Origin of the sequence: Rhodococcus sp. KRD175 (assembly GCF_017168275.1) — a bacterium.
GTDB lineage: Bacteria > Actinomycetota > Actinomycetes > Mycobacteriales > Mycobacteriaceae > Rhodococcoides > Rhodococcoides fascians.
The window spans coordinates 30,972-46,686 of the sequence record NZ_JABFAQ010000014.1; the positions used below are offsets into that span (position 1 = coordinate 30,972).

Genomic DNA, 15,715 nt, shown 5'->3' on the forward strand with positions numbered 1-15,715 from the left:
ACCCTATACCGTGGACGCATGTCGTTTCGCGCCTCGTCCGAGGCAGACCACCCGGCGGGTGCGTCCGTCGCCGGGATGGGGATGGTGACGGCCGGCTCGATGTTCGCCAATGTCGTGGCGTATCTGCTACAGGTGCTCGCGAGTCGCATGCTCGGCGTCGAGGGTTACGGCGAGTTCGCGAGTCTTCTTGCGGTGCAATTGGTTCTGGCGGTCCCGGCGTTGGCGTTGCAGTCCGTCGTCGCGCGCGAGGTGGTGCGCGGCCGCAGTTCGCGCGAGCTGCGTGGCGTCGGCTACCGCTGTGCGGCGGTCGTGGGTGTGCTGGCTCTCGCTGTGTCCCCGGCGTTGTCGGCGGCCATGGACGTCTCGGCAGCGGCGACGGTGTCGGCCGTGATCGCTGCGCCGGTGCTGGTGTTGTTGGCCGCGGAGCAGGGGCTGCTGCAAGGACGCGGCCGGTTCGGTGCACTGAGCGTGGTGTTGGCGGCGGCCGGTTTCGGCAAGGTGGCGCCGGCGGTGGTCGTGTTGCTGCTCGGCGGCGGCCCGGGTTCGGTGCTGCTGGCCACGGCGGCCGGTATCGGCGTGGTGGCCGTCGGCGCGCGGTCGGCCGCCGGAGTGCCGGTGAACGCGGTGTCGGAAACCAGGGTGACCGTTCTGACGGTGTTGCAGGCCTCGCAGGTGCAGTTGGTGCTGATCGCGATGTCCGCGTTGGATCTGGTGCTGGCTCGTTCGTTGCTCAGCAGTACCGAGGCCGGGCTGTACGCGGTCGGTGCTGTCGCGTCCAAAGCAGCGTTCTGGCTGCCGCAGGCGGTCGGGGTGGTGTTGTATCCGCGCATGGCGAACCCGTTGCACTCGGCTGCCGCAGTGCGCTCGGCGCTGACCGTCGTCGCCGGACTCGGCACGGTACTGGTATTGGGGGGCGCGCTGGCGTCGCCGCTACTTCCTTTGGTTGTCGGTGACACGTATTCCGGTGTGCAGCAATACGTGTGGCTCTTCGTGCTGCAGGGGGCGTGCCTGGCGGTACTGCAGAGCGCGCTGCTGTGGGCAATCGCGGGGGAGCGCACCCGCCTGGCCCTCGTCGCCTGGTTCGCCCTCGCGGTCGAGGTGCTGCTGTTGCTGTTCGTGGCGTCCACCCTGGCCCAGTTCGTCACCGTCGCAGCCGTTACCGCCGCAGTCACGATGGTCGTCGTGTGCGCAGTCGTTCTGTTCGGAGACAGGATCAGTCGCCGGCAGGTCTGATCTCGCCGATGATCTCGAAGTCGACAGCACCCGCCAACGCCAGATAGATCGGTTGCGAAACGTGGCCGTCGGACAGAAACAGGTGCCCACGGGCACCGGTGAACGACACCGAATCGGATACGGATTCGATGATGCGAACATCTGCTGTGCCTGCCCTGTTCACCAGCGCGCCCAGCAGTTTGATGCCCTCGTAGCACGACTGTCCCAGTGCGCCGACGATCGGCGCATCGACCCCGAATGAACGAGCGAAACGAGCGGAGAATCCCAAACTTGCTTCGGTGGCGAGGGTTTCGAAATAGCCGGACGCGACGTACAGCCCGTGGGTGTTCTCGCCGCCGGCCGCCAGCAACATGTTCTCGTCCATCAGTGGACTGAGGCGGATGCAGTGCGCGTCCAGCCCGGCACCGGCGAATTGCTGATGGAAATGGACTGCGTCGTCGCCGATGAGGAGGACCACGGTCGCGTCGGCACCCGACCGCTCGATCGCGGTGACGGTCCTTGCGAAGTCGCTCGTGCCGACCGGTGCGAACTCCGCGTGCACCACCGATGCGCCCAGCGCACGGAGCCGAGTTGCGGTGATGGAAGCGCTCTTTCGGGGCCAGACGTAGTCGTTTCCGACGATTGCCCAGCGGCGTCGTCCGAATTCGCGAACGAGGAACTCCAGCGCCGGCACCAGCTGGTTGGCAGGGGTCTCACCGGTGATGAACAGTCCCGGGTAGCGGTCGCCGCCCTCGTACATGGAGGTGTACACGTACGGAATCCGTCCGAGCGTCACCGGAATGACGGCTCGCCGTACCGCCGAGGTGTGCATCCCCGCCACCGCATCGAGGGCACCGGCATCGAGCAGCGTCGCGACCTCGTGGGCCACCGTCACCGGATCGCGGCCGCCGTCGATGGACATCAACTCGACGCGGCGGCCCAACACACCGGCCGAGGCGTTGAGTTCGTCCCTGGCCAGCTGGGCCGACAGCTCGCTCGACGGTCCGATGATGCCGAACGGTCCGGACATCGGAAAGATCAGGCCGACGCGAAACGTGTCGAACCGATCGCTGTTCATCGTGCCGTCCGTCCGCTCGGTGTCTCTTCGCGGTTCGCTTCACCATAGAATCGCTGAGAGAGACTGTAGCGCCGACGCAGGAACCGAGCAGGGGGACGATCACGTGGATCACCAGGATGCTGCGTCGGCAGCGCGTTTGCTCACCGTGGTCGAGCGGGCCGTGTCGGATCGATTGCGCGCCACCCTCGTGCCGTGGGAATTGGACCTCGAAGAATGGCGAGTGCTGTCGTTGTTGTCCGACGGTGAGGGACACACGATGGCCGAGACAGCGGAGTTCGCATTGCTCTCCCCGCCGACGTTGACCAAGGCGGTCAACCGGCTGGTCTCCAACAATCTGGTGCACCGCCGTACCGGCACCGTCGATCGTCGCCAGGTGCTGATCCGCTTGACGGCCCGTGGGAAGGCGAAGCACGACGCGGCCGCCCCGATGATGAACGACGCCGCGGCGATGGTCTTCCCGTCGGAGTCGGATCGTGAGCTGTTGCAGTCTCTGCTCCGGGCCCTCGAGACCAACGCGAAGACGGCCTCGATCACCCACTGACCTTTCTCGGCGTCCGGTCTCGGACGCGGTCTCCGCCGTAACCTGCCAGGTCGGCCGCTTTCGTGATCTCTTTTTAACATGTTTCACATTGCAATAGTGTCCACGGAAAGTATTGTTCCGATGCAGCGCAGCCAGCGCTCTCGCCGCGAACCGAAGTGGACACCCGTTCATGAACATGAAGAAATACTTCGAGGGGCCAGCGACCAGCCTCGACGATCAGATCGAAAGCTACGCAACCTCCCGAGTGCCCGACGACCAACGCTGGCGGCGGCCGGCGATCCTGCTGGTCCTCACCGGCAACGTGACCGCGATGTTCTGGTTCGCCCTCGGCGGCCAGATCGGGTTTCTGGTGGGATGGCCGATGTTCCTGATCCCCGTGGCGTACATGGTGATCGGTGCGACGCTCGTCGGCAGCCTCATCATGCGTATCGCCAGCCAGGAGGGTCTGTCGCTGCCACTGCTCACCCGCGGGCTCGGATTCGGAACCAAGGGTTCTGCCGTCGCCTCGCTCGTCTACGCGGTCAACTACGTGTTCTACTTCATTTTCGAGGGCAGCATCGTCTCGCACGGGCTCAGTGAGCTCGCGGGGATCGATATCGACTCCGCGTGGGCCACAGTGGTATTCGCGCTGGTCGCACTCGTGGCGCTGTTCTTCTCCTGGCGCGGTATGCACTCGATGAACATTCTGCAGCGATTCGGGATGCCGATCTTCCTGATCCTGTTCGCCGTCGGTATGTACATGCTCGCCAGCGGTTACGTACTCGTCGGGCCCGGCGAATGGGAAGCGACCGGAGGATTCACCGCCACCGCACTGTGGCAGGCGTTCAGCCTCGCGAACGGGCAGGTCGTGTTCCAAGCACTCATCGCCACCGACTACGGACGGTTCGTCAAGAAGAGCGTCAGCTATGTCGGAACGGCCGGACTGATGCTGGCAGAACTGCTGATGATCGTCGTCGTGATGATTCTCGGTGTGTTCCTCGGTTTCACGATGCTGCGTCATTTCACCGGAACCACTGCAACACCGGAACTCTCGGCCACCGACCCGGGATTGTACTTCGCCATCGTCATGGGTCTGCTCGGCGTGATCTTCGCGGTGGTCACCCAGGTTCGCATCAACGTCATGAACCTGTATTCAGGATCCCTCGCCCTGTCCAACGCGTGGGATGTGCTCTCGCCCAGGAAGGTCGGGCGTCAATGGTGGATGGTGGCGCTACTGGTGGTGGGCGTGCTGTGCTACCCCGTCAACATTCTGCAGTACACCGACAAGTTCCTGGCCGTCACCGGCATCATGACCAACACCTGGATCTTCATTCTGCTCGCGGACTACTTCGTGTGCAGAAGACTGCTCGGCCTGGCTCCACGCGACAACATCGAGTTCCGCGAAGGGCGAGTGCGCAATTGGAACCCCTGCGGCATCATCGCCATGGCAGCGGGCGTCGCGGTGGGCGGACTCGGCGTGTTCGGCCTCTACCCGTCGTATTACGCGTCGTTCATCGCCATGCTTCTCGGTCCTCTTCTCTACGTTCCGCTCACGATGGCAACCCGCGGACAGTTCTACGAACCACCGAAATCGAACGATCCCCTCATCGCCGAAAGGATTGTGGCGTCATGACATTCACTGCAGCGGCCGTCCAATTCGAGCCCACTCTGTTCGCCAAGGAATCGAACGTCGCCGCTCTGAGCGACCTCGTGGAGAAGGCGGCGTCGGACGGAGCGCGCCTGATCACGACACCCGAAATGGCAACCACCGGCTACTGCTTCCACGACACCGAGGAAGCGGCAACCGTCGTCGAACAGATCCCCGGCCCCACCACCGAGACGTTCGCCGAGATCGCCTCGCGTCGTAACTGCTACATCGTCGTGGGCATGCCCGAAGTCGATGCGACGAGCGGATTGTTCTACAACAGTGCAGTTCTCATCGGTCCCGAGGGAATCGTCGGCACACATCGCAAGACGCATCCGTACATCGCCGAACCCAAATGGGCGGCCCCGGGCGATCTCGGGCACCAGGTGTTCGAGACCCCGCTCGGTCGCATCGCACTGCTCATCTGCATGGATCTGCACTTCCTGGAGACGGCGCGAGTGGCTGCGCTTCAGGGTGCCGACGTGATCTGCCACATCAGCAACTGGCTCGCCGAACGCACTCCTGCCCCCTACTGGATCAGTCGGGCCTTCGAGAACAACTGCTACGTCATCGAGAGCAATCGCTGGGGTCTCGAACGAACCGTTCAGTTCAGCGGCGGCACCTGCATCATCGAACCCGACGGAAACGTGGCCGGCCGCCTCGACGTCGGTGACGGTATCGTTCTCGGCGACATCGACATTCGTCGCACACGTGAGGCCGGTCCCGTGCGCAGGCCGAATCTGTACCGTGAACTGCAGACCAACACGTATGCGTGGAACCCGCTCGATTTCTTCACCCTCTACGGCCACTCGCCCTTACCGGCCGGGCGGACTTCGTCGGTGAGCGTCGTGCAATGCACTCCGGGGACGTCGATCGACGGCAATCTCGACGACATCGAACAGTGGGCCGCCGGCCTTGCAGGCGCGAGCGATCTCATCGTGTTTCCCGAACTGTCCGTCACCGGGCCGGTCTCCGCGGATCGCCCGCCGCGCGAGGTCGGGGAGTCGATCGACGGGACGTCGCTTTCACGCGTCGTCGATATCGCTGCCCGACAGGGTGTTTCGATGGTCGTCGGTGTCGCCGAGCGTGAGAACGGGACCGATCGGGTGTACAACTCCGCAGTGCTGGTTCAGCCGAACGGAACCTGCACGGCGTACCGCCAGATCCATCTGTCCGTCGAACACGCCTCGCTGTTCGATGCGGGCGACCGCTGGACCGTCGTCGACCTTCCCGTCGGGAGAGTGGGAATGCTCGTCGGTCACGATGCACTGTTGCCGGAGGCCGGCCGAATTCTGGCGCTACGTGGCTGTGATCTGATCGTTTGCCCGGCCGCACTCGCCGGCACCTTCGTCGGCTCCCACCCGGGGACCGACATCCCTCATGCAGCAGAGATTCCCACCGGAGCCGATCCCACGCACTGGCATCACATGCGCGTCCGGGCAGGCGAGAACAACGTGTACTTCGCCTTCGCCAACACGATCGACGCCGACCGCGGAATTGCCGGACACAGCGGAGTATTCGGGCCCGACACCTTTGCCTTCCCCCGAACCGAAGCCCTCGTGGAGAGCGACGCACCGGGCCACGCGACCTGCGTCGTGGACACCACGAGCCTGGGCGGGGCGTACCCCACCAACGTCGTGCGCCGCAAAGACCTCGTGCTGATGCGGCAACCACACCAGTACGGAATCCTCTCGACTGCCTGAGTGGCCGAAAACGCCAGTGGCGTGGTCATGTGCCCGCTGGGGCACACAACCACGCCACTGGCTATCTGGTCGTTCCGCAGGCTCCACTCCTGCATAGGCACTTACTCCTTGGAGAGGTTCGTCCTCGGAATCTCTTCCGTGCGATCGGTCGTCCAGTCGCGGTTCGGTGCGGTGCCGCCACTGGGGGTCGGGCGGGGACCGGTGTCGGTGCGGGCCGGCTGACGGTGTCCACCGTTGCCGCCGCCGCGCAGCAGCAGAACGACTCCGGCGATCAGCGAGATGACACCGAGGATGCCGGCGACGATCGGAACGGTGCGGCCGAAGAGCGACAGCTTGTCCTGTCCGTCCTTGGCCTGCTGGATCTGGTACTCGACGGTGTTCTCGTCGAACGTGATCGGGGCCTTCAGCACGTCGACCTCGGGACGGCCTGCCTCACGGCCGTAGTACTGGTGGATCTGCTCTTCGCCCTTGACGACGACGCCGGTCTCGGGCTCGACCCACAGGGTGCGGGTGTTCTCGTACCAGCGGGTCATCGTCACCGGTGCGGTCCCACCTTCGACGCCCCAGGTGTCGGCGGGCAGCGTGACCTTGTTGGTCGGCAGGTTCACCACGGTCGACAGGTCGACCGGTCCGACGGTCTGCTGGTACTGGTACACCGGCGTGCCGTTGATCTCGGTTTCCTCGACGAAGTCGATGTCCTTCGAGGCGCGCGCGTTGACGTCGAAGTACGGGTAGCTCTTCTGCTCGGCATTGAACGGGAACTTGTACTGCAGACCGGTGTGGGCCACTTCCTCGGCCGGCTTGTCGCCTGCCACCTGAATGGTGCCGATCGGGCTCTCGACGGGCATCGAGGTCTTGCGGTCGATGCTCACGCGGTCGACCGTGGCGGTCAGCAGTCCGGTGTCGGCCTGCTTGTCGGTGCGGCGCAACGTCTGTCCGGCCTGAAGAGTCATGATGTCGGCGTCGGAGGGATCCTCGACGGTGACGAATCGCTGTGAGGTCAGCGGAACGTTCTGATCGACCACGGCGCGACCGGCTGCCAGCGACCGCGCGTCGAGGACGCTTCCGGTGCCGGTGGAGACTGTGGTGACCTCCAGGTCGAGTGGAGTCTTCTCGAGCGCCGAGACGGTGTAGGTGGGGATGAGGATGGCGGCAACCACCAGAAATGCGCCCAAGCCGATGAGGAAAAGGGCCAATATCCGGCTCGGCCCTGAGCGCTCCGCCATGCTGAATCTCCTTAGTCGACCGCTTCACTGGAAGACACCGCAGGCGGGATCGTACGAATTCCCCGATGCGCTGCCCGATTTCTTACGACACGTCGCAGGTGACAGTAACAGTCGACAGTGGCACCGGTCTCGTCCATGCCGGTTCGACACGGCACACTTGAGCCACCATGAGCACTCGAGTCCACTCGGCGTCCGTCGTACCGTTGCGTGCCTTCGTGCCCGCTCTGGAGGGGATGCGGGCAGTTGCAGCGCTCGGCATCGTCGTCACCCACGTCGCATTCCAGACCGGGGCCGCCAATTCCCCGCTGATGGGCCGAGTCTGGGGCCGGTTCGATCTCACGGTGGCGATCTTCTTCGCGCTGTCGGGATTTCTGCTGTGGCGCCCGCATGCCGCGCAGGCCCGCGGACTCACGCAGGCGCAGCCCACTCGCCGCTACTTCTGGTCACGCGCAGTGCGCATCCTGCCCGCCTACTGGGTGGTCACGGTGCTCGTCCTGCTGTTTCTGCCGCACGCAGGCGGGGACTATCGGGTGTGGCTGGCCAACCTGTCGCTGACCCAGGTGTTCGTACCGTTGACACTGACCGAGGGCATGACGCAGATGTGGTCGTTGTCGGTCGAAGTGGCGTTCTATCTGTTGCTGCCGCTGTTCGCCTGGCTGATGATCCGGCTTCGGGGATCGTCGGCGAGGTACCGGGTGTGGGTTCTGCTCGCTGCGTCCGCGGTGACGCTCTCCTGGGCGTTCATTCCGATCGCGACACCGGAAGCCATCCATCACGACAACTGGTTGCCCGGCTACTTCCCGTGGTTCGCCGCCGGCATGGTGCTTGCCGAAGTATCGGTCGGTCCGCAGATGTGGGTGCATCGTTGGGCGCGTCGCACATGGGTGATGCCCGCGATCGCGGTGACGGCATTCGTTCTGTCGGCGACGCCGCTGGCGGGCCCACAGGGATTGGTGCGGCCCGAGCCGTGGCAGTTCGAGCTCAAGATCGTCTTCGGTGCCGTGCTGGCGTTCGCGATGCTCTCGCCGTTGGTGCTGGCCGATTCCGGCCGCAGGCATCGGGTGTTCGAGAATCCGGTGATGCTGACCCTCGGCCGCTGGTCGTACGGGATCTTCATCTGGCACCTGGCCGTGCTCGCCGTCGTGTTCCCGGTGTTCGGCATCGTCCCCTTCTCCGGCGGCATGTGGTTCGTGCTGACGGTGACCCTGGCGCTCTCGATTCCGGTCGCTGCCGCGAGCTATGCGCTGGTGGAAGAGCCGGCCCGGCGCAGGTTCGCGCCGAAGAAGGCGGTCACGGCTTCCGCATCGCGCTGACGGCCAACGCGACGATGCCGATCAACGATGCCAGCTGCACCGCGTAGGACCCGCCCACATATCCGTCGGCCGACCGCCACGGTCCGAGTGAGAGCAGCGCTGCCCCCAGCAGGGCGAATCCTCCTGCTGCGCACACCGATACGCGAGACGTGAGCTCCGACCCGTAACGGCGGTTCAACAGCGCCGAGCCGGCACCGAGAACCAGCACCGAGATCGCTCCGACGACGCCTGCCAGCACGATCGCCGCGCCGAGCAGCGCCGCGAACGCCACCGGGGTGCTACGCCAGGGTCTGGGCGCGGGGCCTGGATCGACGACGCCGCGAGGCCGCCGCAGCGCGAAGATCAGCAGCGGAATCAACAGCAGTAGTCCGCCGAAGATCCCGAGTCGGTACCAGCGGTCGGTGGTGAAATCCAACGACACCGTGCCCGACGCCCCGGCCGGGACGATCCAGGCCTGCTGCCAGCCGTCGACGACCACCGGGATCAGTTCGGCCCCTCCGGGTGTCGTTGCCCGCCAGCCACTGTTGTTGCTTTCGGGGATGACGAGCAGGCGATCCGAGGTGCTCGAGGTGAGGGTCACTTCGCGGTGATCGGGACTCCATGCTGTGGTGCGCGCCGCCTGCGGTGCAGACGTGTCCGGCCACAACGCCGGAATGGGCATGGTGCGCAGCCGAAGCCCGTCGACGAAGAACGACGCTCCGGGTTCGACGACGATGTCCTGGCGTCCCTCGGGGAGCGACACGGGATTGACGAAATTCTCGTTCACCGGGATGTCCGCGTCGCAGACCGATGCGGGTAGAGCTGCGCCGGAACGGAATTGGTCTGCGGTGGCCGTCACCGAGGTGCGCACCGTCTGCCCCGCGATGGACACCAGGGGCCCGTCGAAGCAGTCGACCGTGATCTGCCGGTCACCGTCGTACGGCGGCCCGATCGGCTCACCGGCGGACAACGGTGTGACCTCGGCAAATCCGGGCGGTTGAGATTGGATGAAGCCCAACGAGTTTCGGTCGAGTACGCCGTCCCAGTCCACGATGGACAGCACGATCCTGTCGGTCACGTACGGTGCCAACGCGAGTGTCGTCGAACCGTCGGTATCCACATCGCGCACCATCGGACCGTTGCCCAGGTTCACTGCCACCCGCGTGGGGTGGGCAGGCAATGCGCCGAGGCTGGGGCTGAGCTCGAGGCCGTCCACCAGTGTCGGAGCGGGCAATTGGATGGTGAGAGTGGGGTCGGTGCCGGCTCGATCGGTGATCGACTTCTCCGGTGCCGTCCACGACGTACGCGGGTCGCCGTCGGTGGCGGCGAAGGCCGAACCGTCGAGGTCCGCGACGTCGGACGCCCCGCTCGCCAACGGCCGGCCGGGCTGGGCCAGCAGGGCCTCGAGCTCGGGGGACTGCCGCGTGCGCACCGTCAGCTCGGGGATCACCGCGGTACCCATCGGGACGTCGATCGTGCGCGAGAAGCGGCCCAGTTCCTCCGGCGACTTGGACAGTCCACTGCTGCACCGGATTCGATCGTCGGTGTCCAGGCAACCGGAGCGGCCCGGAAATTCTTGGCCCAGCTCCCACGCGTCGATGCTCGCGCCCGCGGGAGTGGGTGGCAGTACCGCGCGATGCACGATGGAGACCGGCTTGGGGTTGTCTCGATCGGAGTAGTCGTCCACCGACACCTCGCTGATGCCGAACTGACTGCCCCGGGTGCCGTCGACCGTCGACTTCGCGGTGATGCGCAGCCACGGAGTTTCCCCACCGGGCAGCGACACCGTCATCGGGTCTCCCGGCTTGTCCACCCGGGCCGCCGTCGAGCCGTTCGGAGTGGTGACCTCGACCCACTTGACCGGGTCTCCGATCGTTCCCGGGCTGGTTCGCATGTGCAGCAACCCGCCGCGCACCGGAGTATCGAAATCGAGTTGAAGCCATTGCCCCACAGCGCGTTCGATGCCGTTGCTGATCCAACCGGTGGCCAGGTCACCGTCCACTGCGGCCGCGACCCCGCTGCCGGGCACACTGCCCCCGACCTGAGTCGCGTCCGACGCCGAACTCGATGCGGTCAACGTCGCGCCCTCCCACTCCGCGTCCACGGTCTGCGCCCCGTACACCGGATAATCGGGCACCTCGTTGAGCGAACGACGGGGCTCGTCGGCGGCCCGCAACGCGGAGTTGTGATTGTCCACCTGACCGAAGTCGGTCTCGCGATTCATCGGTGTATCGGTCACCGTCACCGAATCGACGGGCAGACCCGCAGCAGCTGCATCCGACGCCAGCAGCGTCGGCCCGGCCGGAACGGGTAGCCGAACACCGTTGTTGTGCAACTCGTTCGATCGCAGAATCGACTCGGGACCGCCCTGCACCACCGGCACCCGATCCACGTCGACCGTGTACGGACCGGAGGCAGGTACGTCCGCTGCGGCATCGACCGCGTAGATCTCGACGGCCGGATACGGAGGCCGTAGATCGCCGTCCAGAACCACCCCGTCCACCTGACCGGGTGCCACGTCCTCGCCGAACTCTGCCACCTTCTCGAGCCCCGGCGAACCGTCGAGCACGCGGTGGACGGACGCCGGTCGGGTGGACCGCGAGTCCTCCGGATCCAGGTCGTTGCGCACGACGACGTAGCTGATGCCCTGTCCCACAAGGGTGTCGGCCAAGCCGGTCGACGGCCTGCCGTCGGCGAAGAGTCGTTGCACCGAGTCGAGGGCGCGAATGGCACCGGGCGGCGTGAGCGGCACCGCATCTCGGACGGCCCAGGGCGTGGTCGCGAGAGCCTGCAACGGCTCGTCGCGCGTCAGGCCCCAGGTCTGCAGAGCGAACGGTGCGCCGGGCACGATCAGTGCACGCTGCGCGTCGGAACCGTCGGGACTCGAGCCGGAGGCGTGGTCGGTGAGCCAGTCGGCGGCGTCGTGCCAGTACTGCGGCACGGCCTCGTACGCACCGCGCGGCGCGAGCTTGCCCGTCCATGCCAGCGCCGTCGAGAGCGTCAGCGCCACCAGGATCAGCGCGGTCACCGCCATCATCGGGTGCTTCTCGGGATGCGCGACGGCCGCTCGCCACGTCGGCCGTGGAACCGAACCCGGCAGTGGAACCCGGGCCAGCAGATGAGCGAGGCCGAGTACCAACGGGATTCGGATGACCGGCTCTAGTTTGTGAATGTTGCGCAGAGGTGCGCCCGCGGAATCGAGGAACACTCGCACGGTTGCCGCGAACGGACCGTCGAGATCGCCGACGAACCCCGCGCCCAGGCCGACGAGGCCGACGAACAACATGACCGTCAATCGGCCGCGGGCCGGCATCGAGCGCATCGCCAGACCCGCAATGCCTGCGGCCGCGATGAAGCCGGTCGCGATCACGGCAGCAGGCTGAGTCACCAGCACGGCGCCCGCCACCCGCTCGGGAGAGACGAACGGGGTCCAGCTGCCGGTACCGCGCAGCACCTCGGTCAGCGACGTCCACTGGGTCGTCGTGCCGGACGATTCGATGTAGTCGAGAAACGGCGGAGAGACCTTGCCCAGCAACAGCAGTGGGACGATCCACCACAGTGTCGCCAGCACCAGAAAGCCGGTCCACCAGGCCGCGAACACCAGCCAGCGGCGGTTCGGTCGATGGCACAGCAGCCAGATGACGGCAACCAGAACGGCGGCGGCCGTCGCGACGGCATTGACCGCGCCCATCAACGCCACGGCCAGCGCCGATTGTGCCGCCGCGCGCCGAACCGTGTTCGTTGCGGACCGGCTGTTCAGGCAACGAACGATGGGAACGAGCACCCACGGCGCGAGCATCATCGGCATCGTCTCCGAGGAGATCGACGCCAGAGTGGTGATCACTCTGGGGGACAGCACGAATGCTGTCGCTGCGATCAGACGGGAAGTGCGACTGCCGACACCGAGTGCCTCGGCGAGCCGGACGATTCCCCAGAAGCCGGCGACGAGCAGCAGTGCCCACCAGATGCGCTGGGTGATCCACGGTGGAATCGACAGCAGATCACCGCCGGCGAAGAACGCTCCGTGCGGGAAGAAGTAGCCGTAGGCCTGATTCTGCACCTGGCCCAGCGGTGCGGCGCTGTTCCACTGATGCGAGGCGCGTTCGAGAAATCCGAGAGGGTTCTGCGCCAGGTCGTACTTGGTATCGGCGACGGTGAAGCCCGGGACCTGCAGAAACGTGAGCAGGAATGCGAGAGCGGAGACTCCGAAGAGCCAAATCCGACCGAGCGGCTCGGCCGAGATCAACGATCCACGTGAGCGACCAGCGTCAGCGGCTGCCGTACTCAACCTGGTTCAGCAAGGACGAGTCGGCGTTTCCGGTGCGATCGATGTCCGGCCGAGAGTTGTCTGCTGCACCGGCGGTGACTCCGAATACGACGCCGGCACCCAGTACGGCTCCGACGACGGCGGCAATGACACCCGGGACAGCGAACTTCATCTCGGTTCTCCAGTCAGTCGGCTCAGTGAAGCAGTGGGCGAGGTTGTCCCCCACGCGGGCATCACGGTATCACCTGCACCCCGTGAACCGGCCGGTGGACGCGTTACTTTCCGGGAGGAACGATCAGCACGGGTCGATGGCTGTGCCGCAGCACGTGCTCGGCCACCGAGCTCTGCAGTAGGGCCCGCAGCCCCGTGGTGCCCCTGGTGCCGGTGACGATGATGTCGACGTTCATCTCGTCGGCCTTCTCCACGATCGCGCTCCAGATGGCGGTGGTGCATTCGGTGCACTGGCCTTCCACCTTCAGGCCCGCGGCCTCGGCCAGGGCGACGCCCTCGCTGTTGGTCACCTTCGCATCGGTGAGAGCAACGTCCTCGGCCTCGTCGTCCGGCACCCACTCGGGCTGCATGACACCCGACAGACCGGACATCCGCGCTGCTTGACGCACCATCGGTTCCCAGGCCGTGACGACGATCGCGCGAGAGGTGGTGAGAAACCGTCCCGCATAGTCGATGGCTCGTTTGGCGTTGTCGGAACCGTCGTAGGCAATGAGTATGAGGTCAGCAGTCATGGTGGTGATTCTCCTCATGTCGCTTTCGTCCAGATTACCCCGCCCCCACCCCGGATCGATGTGGGTTTCGGTCGCTCGGAGTGCAACAAAGTCGCATTGATCCCAACCGGAGGGCGGTCAGCAACACGCAACTTCTCGGCTACCGTCGTATTCCATGCGACTTCGGTTTTCTGTTCGGTCCGCTGCAGCACTGACGGTCGGGGTGGGGTTGCTCGTCTCGTGTTCCAGTGAATCGTCGCAGGTGGCCTCGACGCAATCGGCCCCGTCCTCGACGACGACCGCACCGCAGACGACGGTCCCGCAGTCGACGCCTCCGCCGGCCGACGCGTGTGTCACTTTCGTCGACGGTCTGACCGAGCGGCAACGTCTTGCGCAGTTGCTCACCGTGGGCGTCACCGGAACGCAGGACGCGATTCGGATCATGTCCACCGAGCAGGTGGGCGGGATCTTCGTCGGCAGCTGGACCGACGAGTCGATGCTCGGTAACCGTGAGGTTCCGCAGGTGCTCGACGCGTCCGCGGTGGCACCGATGGTGACGATCGACGAAGAAGGCGGACGCGTGTCGCGGGTTGCCGATCTCTTGGGTGCGGCACCGTCGGCGCGGGAACTGGCGCAGACGATGTCGGTGGACGAGGCGTATCAGGAGGCCTTGACGCGAGGCCGGGGACTGAAGGATCTCGGCGTCACCGTCGACTTCGCGCCGGTTGTCGACGTCAGTGCTCAGCCCGATGATTCGGTCATCGGCGACCGCTCGTTCTCCGACGATCCGCAGGTCGTCATCGAGTATGCGGGTGCGTACGCGAAGGGGTTGAAGGATGCGGGTGTCGAGCCGGTCATCAAGCACTTTCCCGGGCACGGCTCGGGTTCGGGCGATTCGCACACCGGGGCCGTCACCACGCCGCCGCTCGACGAGCTGAAAGGCAAGGATCTGCTGCCGTTCGCCGCGCTCGACACCACCGGAGTTGGCGTCATGGTCGGCCACCTCGACGTGCCAGGACTGACCGACCCCGGTGTTCCCGCCAGCATCAGCCCTGCGGCCATGGCGTTGCTGCGCGACGGCGTCGGATACGGAGCGAAGCCCTTCGACGGTCCGATCTTCACCGACGACCTCAGTGGCATGGCGGCGATCACGGCCCGGCTCGGGATCGTCGACGCGGTCGAGTCGGCGTTGGTTGCCGGAGCCGACGTGGCGTTGTGGCTGACCACCGATCAGGTGCCGGCGGTGTTGGACAATCTGGAGGACGCAGTGGCGACGGGACGCCTTCCCGCAGCCCAGGTGGACGAGGCGGCGGCGACGGTTGCTCGGTTCAAAGGGGCGTGCGGAGCCTGATCGGTCGTCGCTCGACCTTACTGTGGAGTAACGTCTAGTGCTTCGTACGTATTGGAGGATCCATGGCTGGCGGCACCAAGAGACTGCCCCGCGCCGTCCGTGAGCAGCAGATGCTCGACGCGGCAGTGGATGTGTTCTCCGACAACGGGTTTCACGAGACTTCGATGGATTCGATCGCCAAGAAGGCGGCCATCTCCAAGCCGATGCTCTATCTGTACTACGGCTCGAAGGACGAGCTGTTCGCTGCGTGCATCCATCGTGAGGGCCTCAAGTTCGTCGAGGCCCTGACGCCCGCTGCAGACCCGACCCTGACGCCGCGCGAACAACTGCGCCGCGCGCTGGTCGGTTTCCTCGGCTTCGTCGGCGAGAACCGGAAGTCGTGGATGGTGCTCTACCGCCAGGCGATCGGTCAGCAGGCTTTCGCCTCGCAGGTGCAGAGCAGCCGAGACCGGTTGATCGAGCTGACCGCAGGTCTTCTGGCGATGAGTACCCGAGACCCGGAACAGTCACAGAACTTCGGGCTGATGGCCGTGGCGCTGGTCGGGGCCGGTGAGGCCGTGGCCGACCGAGTGGCAGGCGGCGAAATCGAGGTCGACGCCGCAGCGGACCTCCTGGAAAATCTGGCGTGGCGCGGACTCGCCGGCAAGAAAACTGCCACTACCTAGCTGGCCGCCACCTACACAGCCGAACTCGAAGTTA

Annotated in this window: 12 protein-coding genes; 7 read left to right on the top strand and 5 right to left on the bottom strand. The window is 65.7% G+C overall.

The genetic code is table 11. The annotated features are described in order from the left end of the window. Positions 1-18: 18 nt before the first annotated feature. Positions 19-1,233 carry a polysaccharide biosynthesis protein gene (locus J1M81_RS19950; protein ID WP_206498676.1) on the top strand — a complete coding sequence of 405 codons (1,215 nt, stop codon included), beginning with the start codon at positions 19-21 and terminating at the stop codon, positions 1,231-1,233. On the opposite strand, the gene J1M81_RS19955 is transcribed toward J1M81_RS19950, so the two are convergent. Then, the gene (locus J1M81_RS19955) at positions 1,214-2,290 is read right to left on the bottom strand and encodes a substrate-binding domain-containing protein (RefSeq protein ID WP_032400466.1); all 1,077 of its coding nucleotides are present in this window, start codon (positions 2,288-2,290) and stop codon (positions 1,214-1,216) included. The genes J1M81_RS19950 and J1M81_RS19955 overlap by 20 nt on opposite strands. Before the next feature lie 103 nt (positions 2,291-2,393). Here J1M81_RS19955 and J1M81_RS26705 point away from each other — a divergent pair, with 103 nt between their 5' ends. The 3 genes from J1M81_RS26705 to J1M81_RS19970 all read left to right on the top strand — a co-directional run bounded on the left by J1M81_RS26705 (position 2,394) and on the right by J1M81_RS19970 (position 6,158). Further along, complete coding sequence (locus J1M81_RS26705; protein WP_032367431.1) at positions 2,394-2,831, top strand: MarR family winged helix-turn-helix transcriptional regulator; 438 nt, start codon at positions 2,394-2,396, stop codon at positions 2,829-2,831. Positions 2,832-3,000: 169 nt separating this feature from the next. Next, positions 3,001-4,443, top strand: a complete 1,443-nt coding sequence (locus J1M81_RS19965; RefSeq protein ID WP_052073940.1) for a cytosine permease — start codon at positions 3,001-3,003, stop codon at positions 4,441-4,443. Further along, complete coding sequence (locus J1M81_RS19970; protein WP_032400465.1) at positions 4,440-6,158, top strand: nitrilase-related carbon-nitrogen hydrolase; 1,719 nt, start codon at positions 4,440-4,442, stop codon at positions 6,156-6,158. The genes J1M81_RS19965 and J1M81_RS19970 overlap by 4 nt, the downstream gene beginning before the upstream one ends. A gap of 101 nt (positions 6,159-6,259) precedes the next feature. Here J1M81_RS19970 and J1M81_RS19975 read toward each other — a convergent pair whose 3' ends face one another. Then, a complete protein-coding gene (locus J1M81_RS19975) occupies positions 6,260-7,384 on the bottom strand; it encodes a DUF3068 domain-containing protein (RefSeq protein ID WP_027495378.1) in 1,125 nt (374 codons plus the stop codon). 167 nt (positions 7,385-7,551) lie between these two features. Here J1M81_RS19975 and J1M81_RS19980 point away from each other — a divergent pair, with 167 nt between their 5' ends. After that, positions 7,552-8,697 carry an acyltransferase gene (locus J1M81_RS19980; RefSeq protein WP_206498677.1) on the top strand — a complete coding sequence of 382 codons (1,146 nt, stop codon included), beginning with the start codon at positions 7,552-7,554 and terminating at the stop codon, positions 8,695-8,697. Here the strand turns inward: J1M81_RS19980 and J1M81_RS19985 are convergent. The 3 genes from J1M81_RS19985 to J1M81_RS19995 form a co-directional block, all read right to left on the bottom strand. Then, positions 8,675-12,922 (bottom strand): alpha-(1->3)-arabinofuranosyltransferase, encoded by a 4,248-nt coding sequence (locus J1M81_RS19985; protein ID WP_206498678.1) that lies wholly within the window; start codon positions 12,920-12,922, stop codon positions 8,675-8,677. The genes J1M81_RS19980 and J1M81_RS19985 overlap by 23 nt on opposite strands. Before the next feature lie 22 nt (positions 12,923-12,944). Continuing rightward, positions 12,945-13,115: a DUF2613 domain-containing protein gene (locus J1M81_RS19990; protein WP_072692026.1), complete on the bottom strand. Its 171-nt coding sequence runs from the start codon at positions 13,113-13,115 to the stop codon at positions 12,945-12,947. Positions 13,116-13,218: 103 nt separating this feature from the next. Continuing rightward, complete coding sequence (locus tag J1M81_RS19995) at positions 13,219-13,686, bottom strand: universal stress protein (RefSeq protein ID WP_027495380.1); 468 nt, start codon at positions 13,684-13,686, stop codon at positions 13,219-13,221. 154 nt (positions 13,687-13,840) lie between these two features. On the opposite strand from J1M81_RS19995, the gene J1M81_RS20000 reads away from it, so the two are divergent. Both J1M81_RS20000 and J1M81_RS20005 read left to right on the top strand, forming a co-directional pair. Beyond that, positions 13,841-15,016 (top strand): glycoside hydrolase family 3 N-terminal domain-containing protein, encoded by a 1,176-nt coding sequence (locus tag J1M81_RS20000; RefSeq protein ID WP_206498679.1) that lies wholly within the window; start codon positions 13,841-13,843, stop codon positions 15,014-15,016. Positions 15,017-15,078: 62 nt separating this feature from the next. Then, on the top strand, positions 15,079-15,681 hold the full coding sequence (locus tag J1M81_RS20005; protein ID WP_027495382.1) for a TetR/AcrR family transcriptional regulator: 603 nt from the start codon (positions 15,079-15,081) through the stop codon (positions 15,679-15,681). Positions 15,682-15,715 lie beyond the last annotated feature (34 nt).

Bases quoted from the DNA above. Each gene is read 5' to 3' on its own strand.
- J1M81_RS19950 (WP_206498676.1), top strand. From the start codon at position 19: ATGTCGTTTCGCGCCTCGTCCGAGGCAGACCACCCGGCGGGTGCGTCC.
- J1M81_RS19955 (WP_032400466.1), bottom strand. From the start codon at position 2,290: ATGAACAGCGATCGGTTCGACACGTTTCGCGTCGGCCTGATCTTTCCG.
- J1M81_RS19965 (WP_052073940.1), top strand. From the start codon at position 3,001: ATGAACATGAAGAAATACTTCGAGGGGCCAGCGACCAGCCTCGACGAT.
- J1M81_RS19970 (WP_032400465.1), top strand. From the start codon at position 4,440: ATGACATTCACTGCAGCGGCCGTCCAATTCGAGCCCACTCTGTTCGCC.
- J1M81_RS19975 (WP_027495378.1), bottom strand. From the start codon at position 7,384: ATGGCGGAGCGCTCAGGGCCGAGCCGGATATTGGCCCTTTTCCTCATC.
- J1M81_RS19980 (WP_206498677.1), top strand. From the start codon at position 7,552: ATGAGCACTCGAGTCCACTCGGCGTCCGTCGTACCGTTGCGTGCCTTC.
- J1M81_RS19990 (WP_072692026.1), bottom strand. From the start codon at position 13,115: ATGAAGTTCGCTGTCCCGGGTGTCATTGCCGCCGTCGTCGGAGCCGTA.
- J1M81_RS19995 (WP_027495380.1), bottom strand. From the start codon at position 13,686: ATGACTGCTGACCTCATACTCATTGCCTACGACGGTTCCGACAACGCC.
- J1M81_RS20000 (WP_206498679.1), top strand. From the start codon at position 13,841: ATGCGACTTCGGTTTTCTGTTCGGTCCGCTGCAGCACTGACGGTCGGG.
- J1M81_RS20005 (WP_027495382.1), top strand. From the start codon at position 15,079: ATGGCTGGCGGCACCAAGAGACTGCCCCGCGCCGTCCGTGAGCAGCAG.